This window comes from Rhizobium sp. S96, from assembly GCF_030382195.1.
Classification (GTDB): domain Bacteria; phylum Pseudomonadota; class Alphaproteobacteria; order Rhizobiales; family Rhizobiaceae; genus Rhizobium.
In genome coordinates this window covers 194,256-212,001 of the sequence record NZ_JAUDRY010000004.1, presented here as the reverse complement: position 1 = coordinate 212,001, position 17,746 = coordinate 194,256, and the positions used below count along the sequence as shown (strand labels likewise).

The 17,746-nt window shown below is 60.8% G+C and carries 14 protein-coding genes; 6 read left to right on the top strand and 8 right to left on the bottom strand.

All coding sequences use genetic code 11. The features are described 5' to 3' along the window. The first annotated feature begins 3 nt into the window (after positions 1–3). A complete protein-coding gene (ppx, locus tag QTL94_RS05855; RefSeq protein ID WP_289800874.1) occupies positions 4–1,527 on the top strand; it encodes an exopolyphosphatase in 1,524 nt (507 codons plus the stop codon). Positions 1,528–1,700: 173 nt separating this feature from the next. Next, positions 1,701–2,321: a YdeI/OmpD-associated family protein gene (locus QTL94_RS05850; protein WP_289800873.1), complete on the top strand. Its 621-nt coding sequence runs from the start codon at positions 1,701–1,703 to the stop codon at positions 2,319–2,321. 83 nt (positions 2,322–2,404) lie between these two features. Here QTL94_RS05850 and QTL94_RS05845 read toward each other — a convergent pair whose 3' ends face one another. The 4 genes from QTL94_RS05845 to QTL94_RS05830 form a co-directional block, all read right to left on the bottom strand. Next, on the bottom strand, positions 2,405–3,763 hold the full coding sequence (locus tag QTL94_RS05845) for an esterase-like activity of phytase family protein (protein ID WP_289800872.1): 1,359 nt from the start codon (positions 3,761–3,763) through the stop codon (positions 2,405–2,407). Positions 3,764–3,808: 45 nt separating this feature from the next. Further along, a complete protein-coding gene (locus tag QTL94_RS05840; protein WP_065690070.1) occupies positions 3,809–4,876 on the bottom strand; it encodes an adenylate/guanylate cyclase domain-containing protein in 1,068 nt (355 codons plus the stop codon). A 148-nt stretch (positions 4,877–5,024) separates the two neighbouring features. Continuing rightward, complete coding sequence (rnd, locus tag QTL94_RS05835; RefSeq protein WP_065690071.1) at positions 5,025–6,170, bottom strand: ribonuclease D; 1,146 nt, start codon at positions 6,168–6,170, stop codon at positions 5,025–5,027. An 84-nt stretch (positions 6,171–6,254) separates the two neighbouring features. Further along, a complete protein-coding gene (locus tag QTL94_RS05830) occupies positions 6,255–7,646 on the bottom strand; it encodes a multicopper oxidase family protein (RefSeq protein WP_289800871.1) in 1,392 nt (463 codons plus the stop codon). Between the two features lie 270 nt (positions 7,647–7,916). Between QTL94_RS05830 and aspS the strand changes: the two genes are divergently transcribed. Next, the gene (aspS, locus tag QTL94_RS05825) at positions 7,917–9,707 is read left to right on the top strand and encodes an aspartate--tRNA ligase (RefSeq protein WP_289801058.1); all 1,791 of its coding nucleotides are present in this window, start codon (positions 7,917–7,919) and stop codon (positions 9,705–9,707) included. Positions 9,708–9,773: 66 nt separating this feature from the next. Here aspS and QTL94_RS05820 read toward each other — a convergent pair whose 3' ends face one another. Next, a complete protein-coding gene (locus QTL94_RS05820; RefSeq protein WP_289800870.1) occupies positions 9,774–10,940 on the bottom strand; it encodes a serine hydrolase domain-containing protein in 1,167 nt (388 codons plus the stop codon). Positions 10,941–11,006: 66 nt separating this feature from the next. Between QTL94_RS05820 and QTL94_RS05815 the strand changes: the two genes are divergently transcribed. After that, positions 11,007–11,651: a TetR/AcrR family transcriptional regulator gene (locus tag QTL94_RS05815; RefSeq protein WP_289800869.1), complete on the top strand. Its 645-nt coding sequence runs from the start codon at positions 11,007–11,009 to the stop codon at positions 11,649–11,651. Positions 11,652–11,720: 69 nt separating this feature from the next. Here QTL94_RS05815 and QTL94_RS05810 read toward each other — a convergent pair whose 3' ends face one another. Continuing rightward, complete coding sequence (locus QTL94_RS05810) at positions 11,721–12,908, bottom strand: aq_1923 C-terminal domain (protein WP_289800868.1); 1,188 nt, start codon at positions 12,906–12,908, stop codon at positions 11,721–11,723. A gap of 224 nt (positions 12,909–13,132) precedes the next feature. On the opposite strand from QTL94_RS05810, the gene parC reads away from it, so the two are divergent. Both parC and QTL94_RS05800 read left to right on the top strand, forming a co-directional pair. After that, the gene (gene parC, locus QTL94_RS05805; protein ID WP_065690076.1) at positions 13,133–15,391 is read left to right on the top strand and encodes a DNA topoisomerase IV subunit A; all 2,259 of its coding nucleotides are present in this window, start codon (positions 13,133–13,135) and stop codon (positions 15,389–15,391) included. Positions 15,392–15,543: 152 nt separating this feature from the next. Then, positions 15,544–16,053, top strand: a complete 510-nt coding sequence (locus tag QTL94_RS05800; RefSeq protein WP_244499419.1) for an SRPBCC family protein — start codon at positions 15,544–15,546, stop codon at positions 16,051–16,053. On the opposite strand, the gene QTL94_RS05795 is transcribed toward QTL94_RS05800, so the two are convergent. Both QTL94_RS05795 and QTL94_RS05790 read right to left on the bottom strand, forming a co-directional pair. Further along, positions 15,992–16,879 carry a DMT family transporter gene (locus tag QTL94_RS05795; RefSeq protein ID WP_065690077.1) on the bottom strand — a complete coding sequence of 296 codons (888 nt, stop codon included), beginning with the start codon at positions 16,877–16,879 and terminating at the stop codon, positions 15,992–15,994. The two genes, QTL94_RS05800 and QTL94_RS05795, sit on opposite strands and share 62 nt — an antisense overlap. Next, the gene (locus tag QTL94_RS05790; protein WP_289800867.1) at positions 16,880–17,656 is read right to left on the bottom strand and encodes an arginyltransferase; all 777 of its coding nucleotides are present in this window, start codon (positions 17,654–17,656) and stop codon (positions 16,880–16,882) included. It abuts the gene before it with no gap. Between the last annotated feature and the right edge of the window lie 90 nt (positions 17,657–17,746).

Below are 17,746 nucleotides of genomic sequence, written 5' to 3'. Positions count from 1 at the left end.
TGTATGGTTGAATCAGAAGCCCAGGGGCGCCTTCCAGGGATTGCCCCGGTCTCCGTTGTCGATATCGGGTCGAACTCGATCCGTGTGGTCATCTACGAGGGCATGTCCCGGTCGCCGACGATCCTTTTCAATGAAAAGGTTCTCTGTGGTCTCGGCAAAGGCATCGCGCTGACCGGCAAGATGGACGAGGCCAGCGTCGAACGGGCGCTCGCAGCTCTGCACCGTTTCAAGGCACTCTCCGATCAGGCGCGTGCGGCAACGATGTATGTCCTTGCGACTGCTGCGGCACGCGAAGCTTCCAACGGCCCGGATTTCATTCATCGCGCCGAAACCATCCTGCAGCGGAAGATCCGTGTTCTTTCCGGCGAGGAAGAGGCCAAGTTCTCGGCGCTCGGTATCGTCAGCGGGTTCTTCCAGCCCGATGGGATCGCCGGCGACCTCGGCGGCGGCTCGCTGGAACTTATCGATATCAAGGGCAAGGAAATCGGCCAGGGCGTGACCTTGCCGCTCGGCGGTCTGCGCCTCTCCGAATACGCCAACGGATCGATGGAGAAGGCCCGTGCCTTCGCCCGCAAGCATGTGAAGACCAGCGCCAAGCTTCTCGCAAAGGGCGAGGGGCGGACCTTTTATGCCGTCGGGGGCACATGGCGAAACATCGCCAAGCTCCACATGGAGCTGACCCACTATCCGCTGCACATGATGCAGGGATACGAAATCACCCTCGACGCAATGATGCAGTTTCTCGATCAGGTGGAGACGGTCAGGGATTCGAAGGATCCGGCCTGGGCCGCGGTCTCGAAGTTCCGTCGCGTGCTGCTGCCCTTCGGCGCGGTGGCGATGAAGGAAGTGCTGAGCGTCATGAAGCCAGCGGTCATCTCCTTCTCGGGGCAGGGCGTGCGCGAAGGCTACCTGTTTTCGCTGCTATCCGAGAGCGAACGCCGTGCCGATCCGCTGATCGAAGCCGCCAGGGAACTGGCGATTCTGCGTGCGCGTTCTCCGGAGCATGCGCGCGAGCTGGCCGAGTGGACCGGCCGGATGATGCCGTTCTTCGGCATCGCCGAAACCGAAGAGGATGCCCGCTATCGCCAGGCAGCCTGTCTTCTTGCCGACATCAGCTGGCGCGCCCATCCCGATTACCGGGGCCTGCAGGCGCTGAACATTATCGCCCACACGTCGTTCGTGGGGATCACCCATCCTGGCCGCGCATTCATCGCACTTGCCAACTACTATCGCTTCGAAGGGCTGCACGACGACGGTGCGACAAGCCCGCTGGCGACGATCGCGACCCCGCATTATGTCGAGCGTGCCAAGCTTCTGGGCGGGATGCTGCGTGTCGTCTATCTGTTCTCGGCTTCGATGCCGGGCGTCGTCCGCAACCTGACATTCCAGAAGTCGTCGAGCCCTGATCTGGACCTCGAATTCGTCGTCCCGGCTGAGTATCGTGATTTTGCCGGCGAGCGTCTGGATGGCCGCCTGCAGCAGCTTGCGAGGCTGACAAACAAGCGGCTAGCCTTCCGCTTCGAATAGCACGCCGCATCTCGCTCGACCGGAGCAAGTGGCAGCTGGCTAGGTAGGCGGTTACGTGGAGCCGGCTACGATCGTATCGATCGGGCATAATGCAGACTTCGGCCGCAAGTTGACGCAATGGTTTGGTATGGTCGAACTGACCATCCAATCACGTGCGAATCTGGGCGAGCGACATGATCACGGACATCGAGGACTTCTTTACGAAGGGATGCGGACGCTGCGAACGGTTTGCGACACCTGACTGTTCGACGCGGCAATGGATTGACGGCTTGAACGAGCTGCGCCGGATCTGTCGCAAGGCAGGTCTCGTCGAGACGGTAAAGTGGGCGCATCCCTGCTACATACATGAAGGCCGCAATATCGCGATAATCGGCGCCTTCCGCGACGATTTCCGCCTGACGTTCTTTAACGCCGCATTGCTGAAAGACCCCGAAGGCATGCTTGAGAAGCAGGGGCCGAACACGCAACATCCTGATATGTTTCGCTTTGTGGAGAACGCGCAGGTCGTAAAGGTGGAGCCAGTTATCCTGTCTTACCTGAAGGAAGCGATGGGCTATGCCGAGGCTGGCATCAAGCCGCCCAAGGGGCAAAGCCAAGTCGACCTGCCCGAGGAGTTGATTGAGGCATTGGATTCTGACCCTGAACTTGCCGAGGCTTTCCACGATCTGACACCCGGTCGGCAGAAAAGCTACGTGATCAATCTCAACGGTGTGAAGAAGTCGGAAACGCGGACGGCGCGGATCGCCAAATTCCGTGATCACATTCTCGCTGGAAAGGGCGCAACGGAGCGGTAGTTCGAGTTTTCGAACTGTAGTGCGCCGCTCATTTCCGGAAAGCCCCGCTCTCTCGAACGGGGCTTTCCTTTAGGAGACAGAACTTACTTTGCGTTCAGCAGATCGCCGACTTCGAGCAGGCTGAACTCGTTGTCGTCTGCCTTGTCGACGGCGCGGCCGGCGGAGAAGGGCAGGTTGTTGTCGTTTCCGACGATGATATGCGTGGCATCGACGCGATCGACGTTTTCGATCGTAACGAACGGCATGTCGTAGACGCCATCCTCGCTGCCAGCCTTCTTCTTGTTGTCGGGGTCCTTGATATCAAGAAGATCGATGTAGCCGATCTTGCGGACGGCCTTGCCGACATTGGCGTCGCTGAACTCGATCTTGTAGATGCGCTTGAGCTCGGCCGGCGCTTCGAAGCAATCCGGCTTCGGCTGCTTGGGATCGGCGCAAGCCTTGTCCTTGCTGCCAGCGCCGTTGTCGCGCTCGATGACGAGGGCGGTGGAGTCGTCCAGCATGTTGAAGTCGCCGATCGACACGCCCTTGTCTTCGAACGGATAGAACCAGGTGCGGCCGGTCCAGTTCTTGGAAGCGGTGTCGAACTCGATGACGCGGATGGCGGTGTGGCCCTCAACCGATTCCATCTTGCCGTCTTCGAGATAGAGCGGGCCTTCGAGCAGGCCATAAAGCTTGCTGCCGTCCTTCGACATGGCGAGACCTTCGAAACCGCCCGAACGCTTCAGGTTGAAGACGGGCATCTTGGCGGTCGGGTTTGCCGGAACCGACAGGAGAGGATTGTCAGGCGACATGACGGGCTTGCCGTCGACGACGGTCGAAACGACGTCCGTCAAGCGGCCTTCGGTATCGAATTTCAGAATATAGGGGCCGAATTCCTCGCCGATCCAGAAGCCATCGGCAACCGGCTGCACGGATTCGATGTCGAAGTCAGCACCGGTGAGATAACGCTTTTCGGCGCCTTCGAGCACGATCGGAAAGGGCGCCTTCTTGTCAGGATCGGACAGGAACAGGTTCTTCACCACCTCGACCTTGCCGGTCGCCCAGTCGAACTTCATCTGGTGCAGGAACAGCATGGCGTCGCTGGAGTTGGCCTTGGAGCCGAAACCGTTGTCGGAGAGCGTCCAGAAAGTACCGTCCGGCATGACCTTGATACCGGAGAAGCCCTGGATCGGCTGGCCGTCGAAAGGCAGCTTCAGGTCGGTCACGCGAGCGCCGTCCTTGCCCGGAACTGTGCCGAGCGCTTCGGTGCGCTTGCGGTCGGCCGTGGTGAACTTGCCGGAGTGCTTCAGGAATTCAGGTGCGTCGGCCGGAGCCGGGACCAGCGTGTTGGCAGGCAGGATGGCCTGGCCGGCCAGCTTTGCAGGAAATTGCTGCTGGTCGGCTGCTGCCGTGCCAGCGATCAAAAGAACAAATGAAACGGAAGCAAGAAGAGTATTTTTCATCGAAACCCCCAAAGATTGGAATGCGGGTCTCGATTAGCAGGGGATTCATGTCGGCGCGTTGACGCCTGCGTGAAGCTTTGGTGACGCCTTCCGGCTTTCGGCCTTGACGAGAGCGATGACGCCAAGGCTCTGGCCACGCCCTTTCACGGCATGGGTTCCGAGATCCTCGGCCACAACGGTCTCCGGCATGAAGATGCGCTGGGCGAGGTCGGAGGAGATGAGCACCGAGCGGTTCAACGTCTTGCAGAGCGTCTCGAGACGGGAGGTGGTGTTCACGGTGTCGCCGAAATAGGTGATCTTGTGGTGATCGACGCCGATTTCCGCAGTGATGACGGTGCCGCCGTGCAGCGCAGCCCGCAGCCGTGGCACCTGGCCGTAGGTCTTCAGCCAGCTTTCCGCATCGTTTTCAATTTCGCCGATGATGTCGAAGATGCAGTTCACGCATCTCGCGAACTTGACGCCGCGCTCCAGCGGCCAGCTGATGATCGCTGCATCGCCCACGTAGTCGTCGATCGTGCCCTTGTACTTCCGCACCGGCTCCGCAAAGGCCGCAAACAGCGAGCTCAGCATCTGTTGGGCCCGGAGGTCGCCATGCTTTTCCGCGAAGGCGGTGGAATCCACCAGGTCGATGAACAGGAAGACACGTTCTTCGCTGAGCGGCTTGCGGTAGCGGCTGAAGAGCATGCTGGTGAAGATGTCGCGTCCCAGCAATTCGCGAACCCGCAGCACGAAGATGATCAGTGCGCAGACGGCGAGCGCATAGAGAAATGCGTCGAACGGCAGGATGACAGCATCGATCCACGATCCCGGACGAAAGATGCCGAGTGTCCACATCGAAAGGCCAGCAACGGCAAACCCGGCGCTCATCAGGATTTCGTAGATGAAGATTTCGGCCAGGAAGAACGTCACCGTCGGCAAAGCCTGCATGCGGCGATTGAGGCGCCGCAGGATGACTTTACGCTCAAAGGCAATGATCGGCAGACCGATCGCCAACGCAAAGGTTGCTCCAACGAACGGATGGCCGCCGTAAAATCTCATGTCGTAGAGGACACCGCTGGCCGCGATCACGAGCGCGATCAGTAACCAGTTCTGGACCGGAGATATTTCCCGCATATAGTCTTTTTAACCCTGACGTGTCACGCGTGTACCCAGGAATGTAGGTAGCATCCAGCGTTTCTGTAAGGGCGCGACCGGTCGGTTTCTCGATTCCAACGGCCCTCAGAAAATGCTTATACGCGCAAAAACGTCCGACTTGTGACCGCTACAGCGTTACCGTCTCGACTTTTTTGCCGACGAAACGCAGTGCGACCTGGCCCTGGATCAACTGCAGGGCAGGTTCGCCGAACAGCTCCCTGCGCCATCCGTGCAGAGCCGCGACCTCGGCCTTCTCACCCTCGGCAGCGATCTTGTCCAGATCTTCACTGTTGGCGATGACCTTCGGCGCAACGCCGTGTTTTTCCGAAATGAGCTTCAACAGCACCTTCAGGAGTTCGGCTGCCGCTGCAGCGCCTTCCGGCGTCTGCGTGTGGCGCGGCGCATGCGGCATCTCGCTCTTCGGCAGAGCGAGTGCAGCGTTGACGGCCTCGACAACAGCGGTGCCGGCGGCCGAACGCTCCCATCCCTTCGGGATCGTTCTCAGCCGGCCGAGCGCTTCCGCATCTTTCGGCTGTTGCTGCGCAATCTCGTAGATCGCATCATCCTTGATGACGCGCGAGCGCGGTACGTTGCGGCTGCGGGCCTCGCGTTCGCGCCAGGCGGCAACGAACTTCAGGATCGCCAGTTCCTGCGGCTTGCGTAGACGCATCTTCAGGCGCTGCCAGGCATCGTCTGGATGAAGATCGTAGGTTTCCTGGGCTTCGAGGACATCCATCTCCTCCGACAGCCAGGACGAGCGCCCTTCGCGCTCCAGTTCGGCCTTCAGGTAGAGGTAGACGTCCCGCAGGTGCGTCACGTCGGCAAGTGCGTAGTCCAGCTGCTTTTCCGACAGCGGCCTGCGGCTCCAGTCGGTGAAGCGCGAGGACTTGTCGATCTGCACGCCCTTGGTGCGGCTGACGAGCTGGTCATAGGAGACGGAGTCGCCGAAGCCGCAGACCATCGCGGCAACCTGCGTATCAAAGATCGGATGCGGGATGAGACCGCCACGATTGAAGATGATTTCGATGTCCTGGCGCGCCGCATGGAAGACCTTGAGCACTGCCGGGTTGGCCATCAGCTCGAAGAACGGCTTGAGATCGAGACCCTTTGCCAGCGGATCGACCAGCACTTCCGTCGTCGGGCTCGCCATCTGGATCAGGCAGAGTTCCGGCCAGAAGGTCGTTTCGCGGAGAAACTCGGTGTCGATAGTAATGAATTCTGACTTGGCCAGCTCTTTGCAGGCCGCCTCCAAATCGGCGGTTGTTTCGATCATATCAATTCATTCGCAGGTAAAAGGTTGATAAATCTTCCTTCTCCTTTCGGCCGGATATGTCAACAAGAAGCCCGCGATTAGTTGTCAAACAACCCGGACATAACTGGTCATACCGGTCTTCTGGTGCTCGATGATGTGGCAATGCAACAGCCAGTCGCCGGGATTATCTGCGACGAAGGCCAGCTGTACTTTCTCGTCGGGCTGGATCAGGTAGGTGTCGGTCACGACAGGCATCACCTCCCGCGTCGAGGAGGAGAGCACGGTGAAGCTCATTCCGTGCAGGTGAATCGGGTGCGTGTGCGGTGTCACGTTCTCGAGCTGGAAGATGTAGCTCTTGCCCAGTTTCAGTTCCGCAAGCGGCGCTGTCGGGTCCTTCGTGTCGCCGGGCCACGGCACCTTGTTGATCGCCCAGAAACTGTAGCCGAGCGTGCCGCAGATGCTGTCGGCAGGTGCGCTTTCCGCCGTGGCACTTAGAACCAGCGGAATTTTCTGCGCGGCATCGAGATCCGCCCGAGCCACGGGATTGGCACCAAGTGCCGCCAGATCCCCGACATTGCGCTTCAACGACTGACCGACGGACCGAAGCTTGGCGATCGTCTTCGGCGTCGTGCCGCGAATATCCTCAAGCGTGGCGATCGCGCCTTCGCCGTCGGGCATACGGACTGCAAGGTCGAGGCGCTGGCCGGGGCCGATCAGCAGCAGGTCGAGCGGGAAGCGCTTGGGCACCGGGTTGCCGTCGATCGCGATCACGGTGGCGTCGGCTCCTTCCATCTTCAGCGAGAAGATGCGCGTCACGTCGGTAACCGCGATCCGCAGCCGGACCAGACCGCCGGCAGGAGCGTCGTATTGCGGCTCCTGGTACCAGTTGGCAGTGCGGACGGTGCCGTAGGTTCCTGTCTTGGCGGCGTCGCGCGGGCGGAACGCCGCGATGAACTGGCCGTCGCTGCCGAGGCGCCAGTCGCGAAGGTTGAGCACCACCTCGGAATCGAAGGTCGGGTCTTCAGCATCTTCGACCACGATGACCCCGGTCATGCCGTGGCCCATCTGGGTCAGCGTATTGCAGTGGGGGTGATACCAGAACGTGCCGGCATCGGGCGGCGTGAAGGCATAGTCAAAACTGTCGCCGGTATAGACGTAGGGCTGCGTCATGAAGGGAACGCCGTCCATCTTGTTGGCGATTCTCAGACCATGCCAGTGGATGGTCGTCGGCTCGTCGAGCGTGTTTGTCAGCCGTGCGGCATAGGGCTTGCCCTTGGTCATCCTGAGCACCGGCGGCGGGCCGCCGTCGCCCCAGGTCATGATGTCCTTCGTTATCCCCGCATCGGAAATGCTGGCGGTCGTCTTCACAGCCTTTAGGACTTGCGGCTCTGGTGCCGCTTCCGCCAGCCCGAATTTGCCGGCAACACCGATACCGACCCCGTAAGCGCCTGCGACGGCGGAAGCCTTCAACAGATTGCGGCGGGTGAGAAAGGGCATGGCGCGGCTCCGGAAAAGTGATATCGGCCCTTCTTAAAGTTGACTGCAGGCTTCAGCAATATGGGGCCGGCTGCCAAACTGCCGCATGGGCCTGGCAAAGGGATAGGGTTCCTGTGGTGTGAATGGTGCTTCCAAAGCGACGACCAATCGCGCCAAGTCTTGACAAATCAGGCAGTCCATGCGCTTTTCCGCCCGATTTTCTTGTCGGCGTGGGAGAGCCATTGGAGCCCCCGGCCGCCGTCTTTAAGCCAAATACTGGGAATTGAGATGATGCATCGTTACCGCAGCCACACATGTGCAGCCCTCCGCAAGGCGGATGTCGGCGCCAATGTCCGGATTTCCGGCTGGGTCCACCGCGTTCGTGACCATGGCGGCGTTCTCTTCATCGACCTTCGCGACCATTACGGCATGACCCAGGTCGTCGCCGACCCGGATAGCCCGGCCTTCAAGATCGCCGAGACCGTGCGCGGCGAGTGGGTCGTCCGCATCGACGGCGTCGTCAAGGCCCGCTCGGAAGAGACCGTCAACAAGAACATGGCGACCGGCGAGATCGAACTCTACGCCCAGGAGATCGAAGTCCTCTCAGAAGCAAAGGAACTGCCGCTGCCGGTGTTCGGCGAGCCGGATTATCCTGAGGACATCCGCCTCAAGTACCGCTTCCTCGACCTGCGCCGCGAGACGCTGCACAAGAACATCGTCAAGCGTAGCCAGATCATTTCCGACATCCGCAACCGCATGACGTCGGCTGGCTTCGGCGAATACACGACCCCGATCCTGACGGCGTCTTCGCCGGAAGGCGCGCGCGACTTCCTCGTGCCGTCGCGTATTCATCCCGGCACCTTCTTCGCGCTGCCGCAGGCGCCGCAGCAGTACAAGCAGCTCTTGATGGTTGCCGGTTTCGACCGCTACTTCCAGATCGCGCCGTGCTTCCGCGACGAAGACCCGCGCGCCGACCGCCTGCCGGGCGAATTCTATCAGCTCGACCTCGAAATGAGCTTCGTCACCCAGGAAGACGTCTGGGACACGATGGCGCCGATCATGACCTCTGTCTTCGAGCAGTTCGCCGAAGGCAAGCCGGTCACCAAGGAATGGCCGCGTATTCCTTACGACGTCGCGATCCGCAAGTACGGCTCCGACAAGCCCGACCTGCGTAACCCGATCGAGATGCAGGCCGTCACCGAGCACTTCGCAGGCTCCGGCTTCAAGGTCTTCGCCGGCATGATCGCCTCCAACCCGAAGGTCGAAGTCTGGGCGATCCCGGCCAAGACCGGCGGCAGCCGTGCGTTCTGCGACCGCATGAACGCCTGGGCGCAGTCGCTCGGCCAGCCTGGCCTCGGCTACATCTTCTGGAAGGAAGAAGACGGCAAGGTCGGCGGTTCCGGCCCGCTCGCCAAGAACATCGGCGAAGAGCGCACCGAAGCGCTCCGCGTCCAGCTCGGCCTTGAAGCAGGCGACGCCGCCTTCTTCGTCGCCGGCGAACCGGCGAAGTTCTACAAGTTCGCTGGCGAAGCGCGCACCAAGGCAGGTGAAGACCTTAACCTCGTCGATCGCGACCGTTTCGAGCTATGCTGGATCATCGACTTCCCGTTCTACGAATGGAGCGAGGAAGACAAGAAGATCGACTTCGCCCACAACCCATTCTCGATGCCGCAGGGCGGCCTCGAGGCGCTGCAGACCCAGGATCCGCTGTCGCTCAAGGCCTACCAGTATGACGCCGTCTGCAACGGCTTCGAAATCGCCTCGGGCTCGATCCGTAACCAGTCGCCGGAAGCAATGGTCAAGGCCTTCGAATTGGTCGGCCTCAGCCAGACGGATGTCGAGGAACGCTTCGGCGGCATGTACCGTGCGTTCCAGTACGGCGCGCCTCCGCACGGCGGCTGCGCCTTCGGTATCGACCGTGTCGTGATGCTGCTGCTCGGCGCCAAGAACCTGCGCGAAATTACGCTGTTCCCGATGAACCAGCAGGCGCAGGACCTCCTGATGAACGCCCCGTCGCCGGCAACGCCGAAGCAGCTGATGGAACTGTCGCTGCGCGTCATCCCGCCGGTCAAGAAAGACTGAGCAAACTGATTGAACAAAGAAAAGCCGGCGACCTGTTCGCCGGCTTTTTGCATTTTTGGAGCGTAGTCAGATCGCCGCGTAGACCGCCTTGCGCAGATCCACGGTGAACCGGCCCCACATGCCCTCAAGCGTCGTGTTGGTAAGGGCGACGACCGTCAGCCCCTCGGATGGGTCCACGAACCAGCTGTGGCCATAGACGCCGCCCCACTGCAGCGATCCCTTCGTAAGCGGCACCTGCGCCGCTTCCGGATCGGTGACGACGGCCCAGCCGAACCCGAATCCGGAGCCGGGCTCCACGGCCTGCCGGCGCCCGCCGGTCTGGTCGACCATCATCGCTGCAACCGTTTCGCTCGAGAGCAGGGGAGCACCACCTCTTCGGATCGTTTCGAGGATCGTTAGGATATCGTCTGCCGTGCCCGCCATCCCGGCGCCGCCGGAGTGATAGGAGGTGGGGTCGAAGATGCGATCCGGCGCGAAGCGAACGGAACCGGTCAAGGCCGACACCAGCGCTTCCTTGCCCATCAGCTTCGGCTCGGGCGAGGCGTCCGTGTAGGCTGCGGCAAGACGCTGGCGATCGCGAACGGAAAATGCGGTGTCCCGAAGCCCGAGGGGGCCGGTGACGAGCTCCGCCACGGCCTCGTCAAGCGAAACACCCATCTCGGCCTCGATGATACCGCCGAGCACATCGATCGCGAGCGAATAACGCCAACCTTCTCCGGGGGCAAACAGCAATGGTGTGCTCGCGATCCGCCGGAGGTTTTCCGCCAGCGACATGCCGGGCTCGCCGATCCCATCAGAGACGCCGGCGCGCACATAGGGACCGTGCTCCTCGGCAAAGCAATAGCTGAGGCCCGACGTGTGGTTCAGCAGATGCCGTATCCGGATGGTTGCCTCGCCGCCATCGGGCAGCGTCGGACGAAAATCAGGCAGCCATTTGGTGATTGGGTCGTCCAGACCCATACGTCCTTGCTCGATCAACCGCATTGCGGCGATCGTGACAATCGGCTTGGTGACGGAGGCCAGCCGGAAGATGGTGTCCTCCCGCATTCCAATGCCGTTCTCCCTGTCGGCGAGCCCGGCGGCCCGACGATAGACAATCTCGCCATTCGCGGCGATCAGGACGACCGCGCCGACCAGCCGCTTATCGTTCAAAGCAGCGTCGATTGCTGCATCGACCCCCTCGGCGAGGGAAAGGGGCGTCGTTGCTCTCTGCAAATCAAGGGGAAGACTCATCGGACCAGATCTCCTATAATCACAATGACCATTCCTGAATAAATCAGGTTGCAGAATATTTCTAGAGTGATCATTGTGAAAAATGACGACAGCGCGAAAAAAGTGACCTCGGGCAGGCGAGGGCGGCCACCGGCCTTCGACCGGGAGACGGTGCTCGCCGCCGCGCGCGATACTTTCTGGGAACACGGCTACGACGGTTCGTCCATCGCGGACTTGACCGCATCGATGAGGATAACCCCGCAGAGCCTCTACGCCGCCTTCCGCTCCAAGGCCGAACTCTACCGCGAAGCGTTGAACCAGTATCGCCGCATGCCCCGGCCGAACCCGGGCAATCCGTTCAGCGAAGCGATCGATACCGTCACGACGTTCGCCCGGTTCCTCAAGAACTCGGCCATCATCTTCACGGCGCCCGAGCACCCCAAGGGCTGCATGATCTCGACGGCGGTGCTGAACTGCGCATCCGAAAACGAAGACATCGCCCACTATGTCTCCTCGCTCCGGCTCGACACGCTGCGGCTGTTCACCGCGCGCATCGAGCGCGGCATCGAGGAAGGGGACATCAAACCGGATGCGAACGCAGCCTCGCTCGCCCGCTTCCTCGGCGCCATCGTCCAGGGCATGTCCGTCCAGGCGCGCGACGGTGCCACCACGGCAGAGCTTCTGGACGTGGTCGACCACGCCCTGACCGAACTGCGCCGCTACACCGTCTAGAACCCAAGAAAAGAAAACCCGGCGGACCGTAGGGCACGCCGGGTTCCAGGCACTTGCTAGGCGCAACGATCAGTCGTTGGCCGAGACCTTCACGCCGAGGACCTGCGGCAGGGTGTTTGGCGCACCCATGGCCGCGCCCATGATCATCGGGAACGGAACCGGCTTGGCGGGGGCAGCGCTGACCGTCAGGCTCTTCGGGTCGTCGAGGAAGGTGTTGACGGCCGCCGAAATGGCGTTCTGCAGCTCCGGAATGTTGAGCTGAGCCAGCATGATCGGCGTCATCGCCTTCAGCGAGTCCGCCATCTGCTTGCCGGACATGTTCTGCTGGCTGCCGGCGTAGTCGAGCGCCCGCTTGGTGATGGAGGCGTCATCGAAGCGGATCTGGGCGCCTTCGAACGACAGCTGCTGCAACAGGCCGAGCATGGAGAGGCCAAGCGCCTGCTGAGCTTCTTCCTTGTTCGCGTTGGCTTCAGCCTGCTTGGCGGCTTCCTGCAGCGACTTCACGAAGGGCATCGTGTAGCCGGAGATCTTGAAGGCGAGGTTGAGCTTGCCGACGTTCGTAAAGTCGAACGCAAATTCGGAAACGTCGATCGTGCCAGGCGCCAGATCCCAGGCGCCCTTCATCGTGATGTCGCCGTTGATGTGCTGCAGCGCCAGCTTTTCGATTGCTTCCTTGCTCTGCGGGTCGCTGGCCTTGGTGAGATCGGCCTTGAGGCTCTTGAAGGCGCCGTCGAAATCGAAGCCGGACTCGTCTTCGCGCAGCGTCAGGTTGACATCGCTGCCGCCGAGCGAAAACACCTCGGCGCCGTCCTTTACGACCTTGATCGGGCCGGTATGCGCGCTTTCATAAAGCAGCATGGAATCCAGACCTTCGCCCTTGGGGTCGGCAGGAATGGAAATGCCGCCGAGCGACAGCTCGGTTGCTGTCAGTGTCGCGCCGTCGTTGGTGGTGTCGATATCGGGGAAGGCTGCTTCTTCGATGTAGTAGCCGCCGTCTTCGTCTTCCTCAACACCGGTCAGCGTGATTTCGCCGATCGGCATGGCTTCGCCGCTGTTGGGCTTGAAGCTCGCGTTCTTCAGCGTGACGGTCGTGCCGTCGACATCGACGCCTTCTGCCGCCAGCGTGCCGCCCTGGAGCGTATAGGCCGCATTGATCTTCTTCAGCAGGTCCTGGCCATCAAGAGCGAAGGCGGAGCCGGCGAGGGAAAGAAAGGCAACGCCCGACAGCATCAGCCGTGTCGTCCGGTAAAATGTCATTGGTGGTCCTCTGTGGCGGTGTGAACTTGGTCGTCAATCTACTACGGATCGATGGCGGTTTATATTTGCGGACTTCTAAATTTGTGTTGAAGGGAAAAGCAAACAAAGTCCAAATTCGGGCAGAGTACCGCCAGCCCCATTTTTCTTGCTCTTCCAAGACTTCATCCACAGCCGGAATGCCTGCATTTCTTGCCCAAAGGGGTCATCTCGGCTAGTCAGGACATATGGGACAAGAGATTTTGCCGCCCTCTGGCGGAGACGATGACAGCATTCTTCCGGTTGACCTAAAGGCGGCGCTCGAAGAGCGCTATCTCGCCTATGCGCTTTCGACCATCATGCATCGCGCGCTTCCTGACGTGCGAGACGGCCTGAAGCCAGTGCACCGCCGCATCATTCACGCGATGAGCGAGATGGGCATTCGGCCGAACTCCGCCTTCAAAAAGTGCGCCCGTATCGTCGGCGATGTCATCGGTAAGTTCCACCCGCACGGCGACCAGTCGGTCTATGACGCGCTGGTACGCCTGGCGCAGGATTTTTCGCAGCGTTATCCCGTCGTCGACGGGCAGGGCAACTTCGGCAATATCGACGGCGACAGCGCGGCTGCCTACCGATACACCGAAGCCCGCATGACCGAGGTCGCGGGTCTCCTGCTCGATGGCATCGAACAGGATGCGGTCGATTTCCGCCCCACCTACAACGAGGAAGACGAAGAACCGGTCGTGCTGCCGGGCGCCTTCCCCAACCTGCTCGCAAACGGTTCCTCCGGGATCGCGGTGGGCATGGCGACGTCCATTCCGTCGCACAACGTCCATGAGCTTTGTGATGCCGCGCTGCATCTGATCAAGCATCCGGATGCGACAGTCGAGACGCTGGTGGAATCCTTCATTCCCGGTCCGGACTTCCCGACGGGCGGTATCATCATCGATGACCGCCAGAGCATCATCGAGGCTTACAAGACGGGGCGCGGCGGCTTCCGCACGCGTGCCAAGTGGCAGGTCGAGGATCTCGGTCGCGGTGGTTACCAGATCATCGTCACCGAAATCCCCTTCCAGGTTCAGAAGTCGCGCCTGATCGAAAAGATCGCCGAGTTGCTGATTGCCCGCAAGCTGCCGCTGTTGGAAGATGTTCGCGACGAGTCGGCAGAAGACGTCCGCGTCGTGCTGGTACCGAAGAACCGGACCGTCGACCCGACCATCCTCATGGAATCCATGTTCAAGCTGACGGAGCTGGAGAGCCGCTTCCCGCTGAACATGAACGTTCTGTCGATGGGGCGGATCCCGCGCGTCATGGCTTTGAACGACGTGCTGAAGGAGTGGCTGGATCACCGCCGCGAGGTGCTCCAGCGCCGTTCGCGCTTCCGTCTGGCCGCAATCGACCGTCGCCTGGAAATCCTCGGCGGCTTGCTGATCGCTTACCTCAACATCGACGAGGTGATCCGCATCATCCGCGAAGAGGACGAGCCGAAGCCTGTCATGGTCGCCCGCTGGGCGCTGACCGAAATCCAGGTCGAAGCGATCCTCAACATGCGGCTGCGCTCTCTGCGCAAGCTCGAAGAATTCGAGATCCGCACCGAGTTCGATGCCCTCACCAAGGAGAAGGGCGAGATCGAGGCGCTGCTGGCATCGGAAGAAAAGCAGTGGCAGACCGTCGCCTGGGAAATTGGCGAGGTGAAGAAGAAGTTCGCGAAGGCGACCGAACTCGGCCGTCGTCGCACGCAGTTCGCCGAAGCCCCGGAGGCTGACGAGCAGGCGATCCAGCAGGCGATGATCGAGAAGGAGCCGATCACCGTTGTCGTCTCCGAAAAGGGCTGGATCCGCGCGCTGAAGGGTCACATCGCCGATACCGCGACCCTGACCTTCAAGGAAGGCGACGCGCTGAAGGTTGCCTTCCCCGCGCAGACGACCGACAAGATCCTCATCATCACGACAGGCGGCAAGGCCTTCACGCTTGGTGGCGACAAGCTGCCCGGTGGTCGAGGTCACGGCGAGCCGCTGCGCATCATGATCGATATGGACAATGATCAGGACGTGTTGACCGCCTTCGTCCATGATCCGCAGCGCAAGCAGATGATCATCTCGACGGCTGGCAACGGCTTTGTCGTCGCGGAAGGCGATATGGTTGCCAATACCCGCAAGGGCAAGCAGATCATGAACGTCTCGATGCCCGACGAAACCAAGCTGATCATTCCTGTCAGCGGTGATCACGTTGCCGTGGTTGGCGAAAACAGGAAGCTTCTGGTATTCCCGCTGGCGCAGGTGCCGGAAATGTCCCGCGGCAAGGGCGTCCGCCTGCAGCGCTACAAGGATGGCGGTATCTCCGACGTCCGCTGCTTTGCAATCGAGACGGGTCTTGTATGGGAAGACAGCGCCGGGCGCACCTTCACCAAGAACAAGGACGAGCTTGCCGAATGGCTGGCCGACCGCGCCACCGCGGGCCGTACCGTTCCGAAGGGCTTCCCGCGTAGCGGCAAATTCGCCGGTTGAAATTTTTAATGCCCCCGCTCTTGGCGAGCGAGGTCTTTCCTCTATCTTTGTCCTTTAATCACAACATGGACAAACATCATTCCGCAGGCGGACGGAATGATCGTATGTGGCGTCTGCGCGCAGGCGGCATGTCCGATCACGGAGGAATGTTGATGACTGCTTGCAATACGATTACCTTGAATGTTGCCCATACCTACGCAGCCTCGCCGTGCGCGGTTTATGATGCGTGGCTCAACCCCCAGATAGCAAAGCGCTTCCTGTTTGCGAGCGATGAGGGTCGCGTTATCCGGGTGGATATCAATCCGCGGGTAGGCGGTCATTTTCTGGTCGTCGATCGGCGACCCACGGGTGACGCGGTCCACTACGGCGTCTTTCTCGAGTTGCGCCGCCCGAGGCGCATGGTCTTCTCGTTCTCGGCGGCTGAACACGATCACAACGCCGACAAGATCCAGATCGATATCGAACAGCTGGCCGAAGGTTCGCGGCTGACGCTCTCACACGAAATGTGCGCCGATTGGGGCCAATTCGAAGAGCAGACGCGGCAGGGCTGGGCTCACGTGATGCAGGGACTGGAACGCGAGCTTGAAGCTCTGCAGACGGTCAATGTGTCAGAGCTTGTTGCGCAGGCTTCGTCCGAACCATCCAAAGCGAGTGCGCCATAATCGCACCAACCAGGATTGCGCCGCCGGTCAGCGTCATGCTCGACGGGGTTTCGGCGAATATCAGCCAGATCCAGATCGGCGCCAGGATCGTTTCCAGCAGGTAGAACATGCCGACTTCCGGCGCCGATAGGTAGCGAGGCCCGGTCGCAAGGCACCAGAACGCGATCGGCATCAGAAGCGCGCCGTTGAATATGATCCAGGCCGGATGCTCTATCGTCAATCCGGCAGGTAGAGCGTTGGCAAAGCCGAGCGCCGCCGGGAAGGCGGCTGCCAGCAGCGGAACGAACCCCATGTCCCGGCGCGACGCGCGACCGACCGTGATGGCTGACGCGAGGATCAGCGCCGACAGCAGCGCCATGGCGTCGCCAAACACATGCCCGCCCGACAAGCCGTCGTGCACGATAAGCCCCACGCCGAAAACCATCACCAGCATTGTTACAAGCGTCGAGACCGATGGCCGCTCTTTCAGGAACAGCCAAGACAACAGCGCGCCGAACATCGGGTTGAACGCGACGATGAAGACCACGTTGGCCGTTGCCGTGTTGAAAACGGCAAGAAGGAAGGTGAGGGTGGACGTTCCGTAGAGCAATCCGGCCAGAATGCCATGACGCCCCGGTACGACAACTGGCCAGGCTCCCCTGATATAGCGGATCAAGCAGACGATCAGCAGGGTTACGGCAACCGTCGTGATGCTGCGCATGCCGAGGATCGACCACATGTCGCCGTGCGCCAACCGCACCAGGGGAATATCCATGGAAAGAGCGAGGCCGCCGATTGCCGTCAGCAGCAAGCCTTTCCGATGATCGGAAAGAATGGGAAGTGGCATTTAGTCGTGGGTGCTTTCGGGCAGGGTGGAGATATCGAAACGCTCCCATCCGCGCGGAGTCAGATGCTCCTGCGGCTGGAAGCGAGTCTTGTATTCCATTTTCTTCGACCCTTGAACCCAGTATCCAAGATAGACATGGGGCAATCCAAGCGCTTTCGTGCGCCTGATATGATCGAGGATCATGAAGGTGCCGAGTGATCGGCGATCGAGATCCGGATTGAAGTAGGAGTAGACCATAGAAAGCCCGTCGCTCATCGTGTCGGTGAGTGCTGCGGCAATCAGCTCGCCGGTCGGACGGGTCTCCAGCCCGGAGCCTTCGACGCGGCGCCGGTATTCGATGATCTTGGTATTGACGTGGGTGTCCTCGACCATGATCGCATAGTCGAGAACAGTCATGTCGGACATGCCGCCCTGCTGGTGGCGGTAATCGAGGTAGCGGCGAAAAAGGGAATATTGTTCGCTGGAAGGCTGCGCGGGAAATTCCGTCGCGATGATATCGGAGTTGGTCGCCAGCACGCGTTTCATCGATTTCGTCGGCTGAAACTCCCGCGCGAGAATACGCACCGATATGCAGGCGCGGCAGGCTTCGCAGGCGGGGCGGTAGGCAATGTTCTGTGAACGGCGAAATCCGCCCTGTGTCAGGATGTCATTCATCTCTGCCGCGCGCGGACCGACGAGATGCGTGAAAACCTTGCGTTCCATCTCGTTGGCCAGATAGGGGCAGGCAGCCGGAGCCGTCAGATAAAACTGCGGTGATGGCGTTGTCTGCGTATTCATCTGCTGCAGAGATTTCCTTCGATTAGCTGTTGACGGAACAGCATGACTTAAGAATACAAAACGTCAACAGCGCGGCCATTTCGTGTCCGC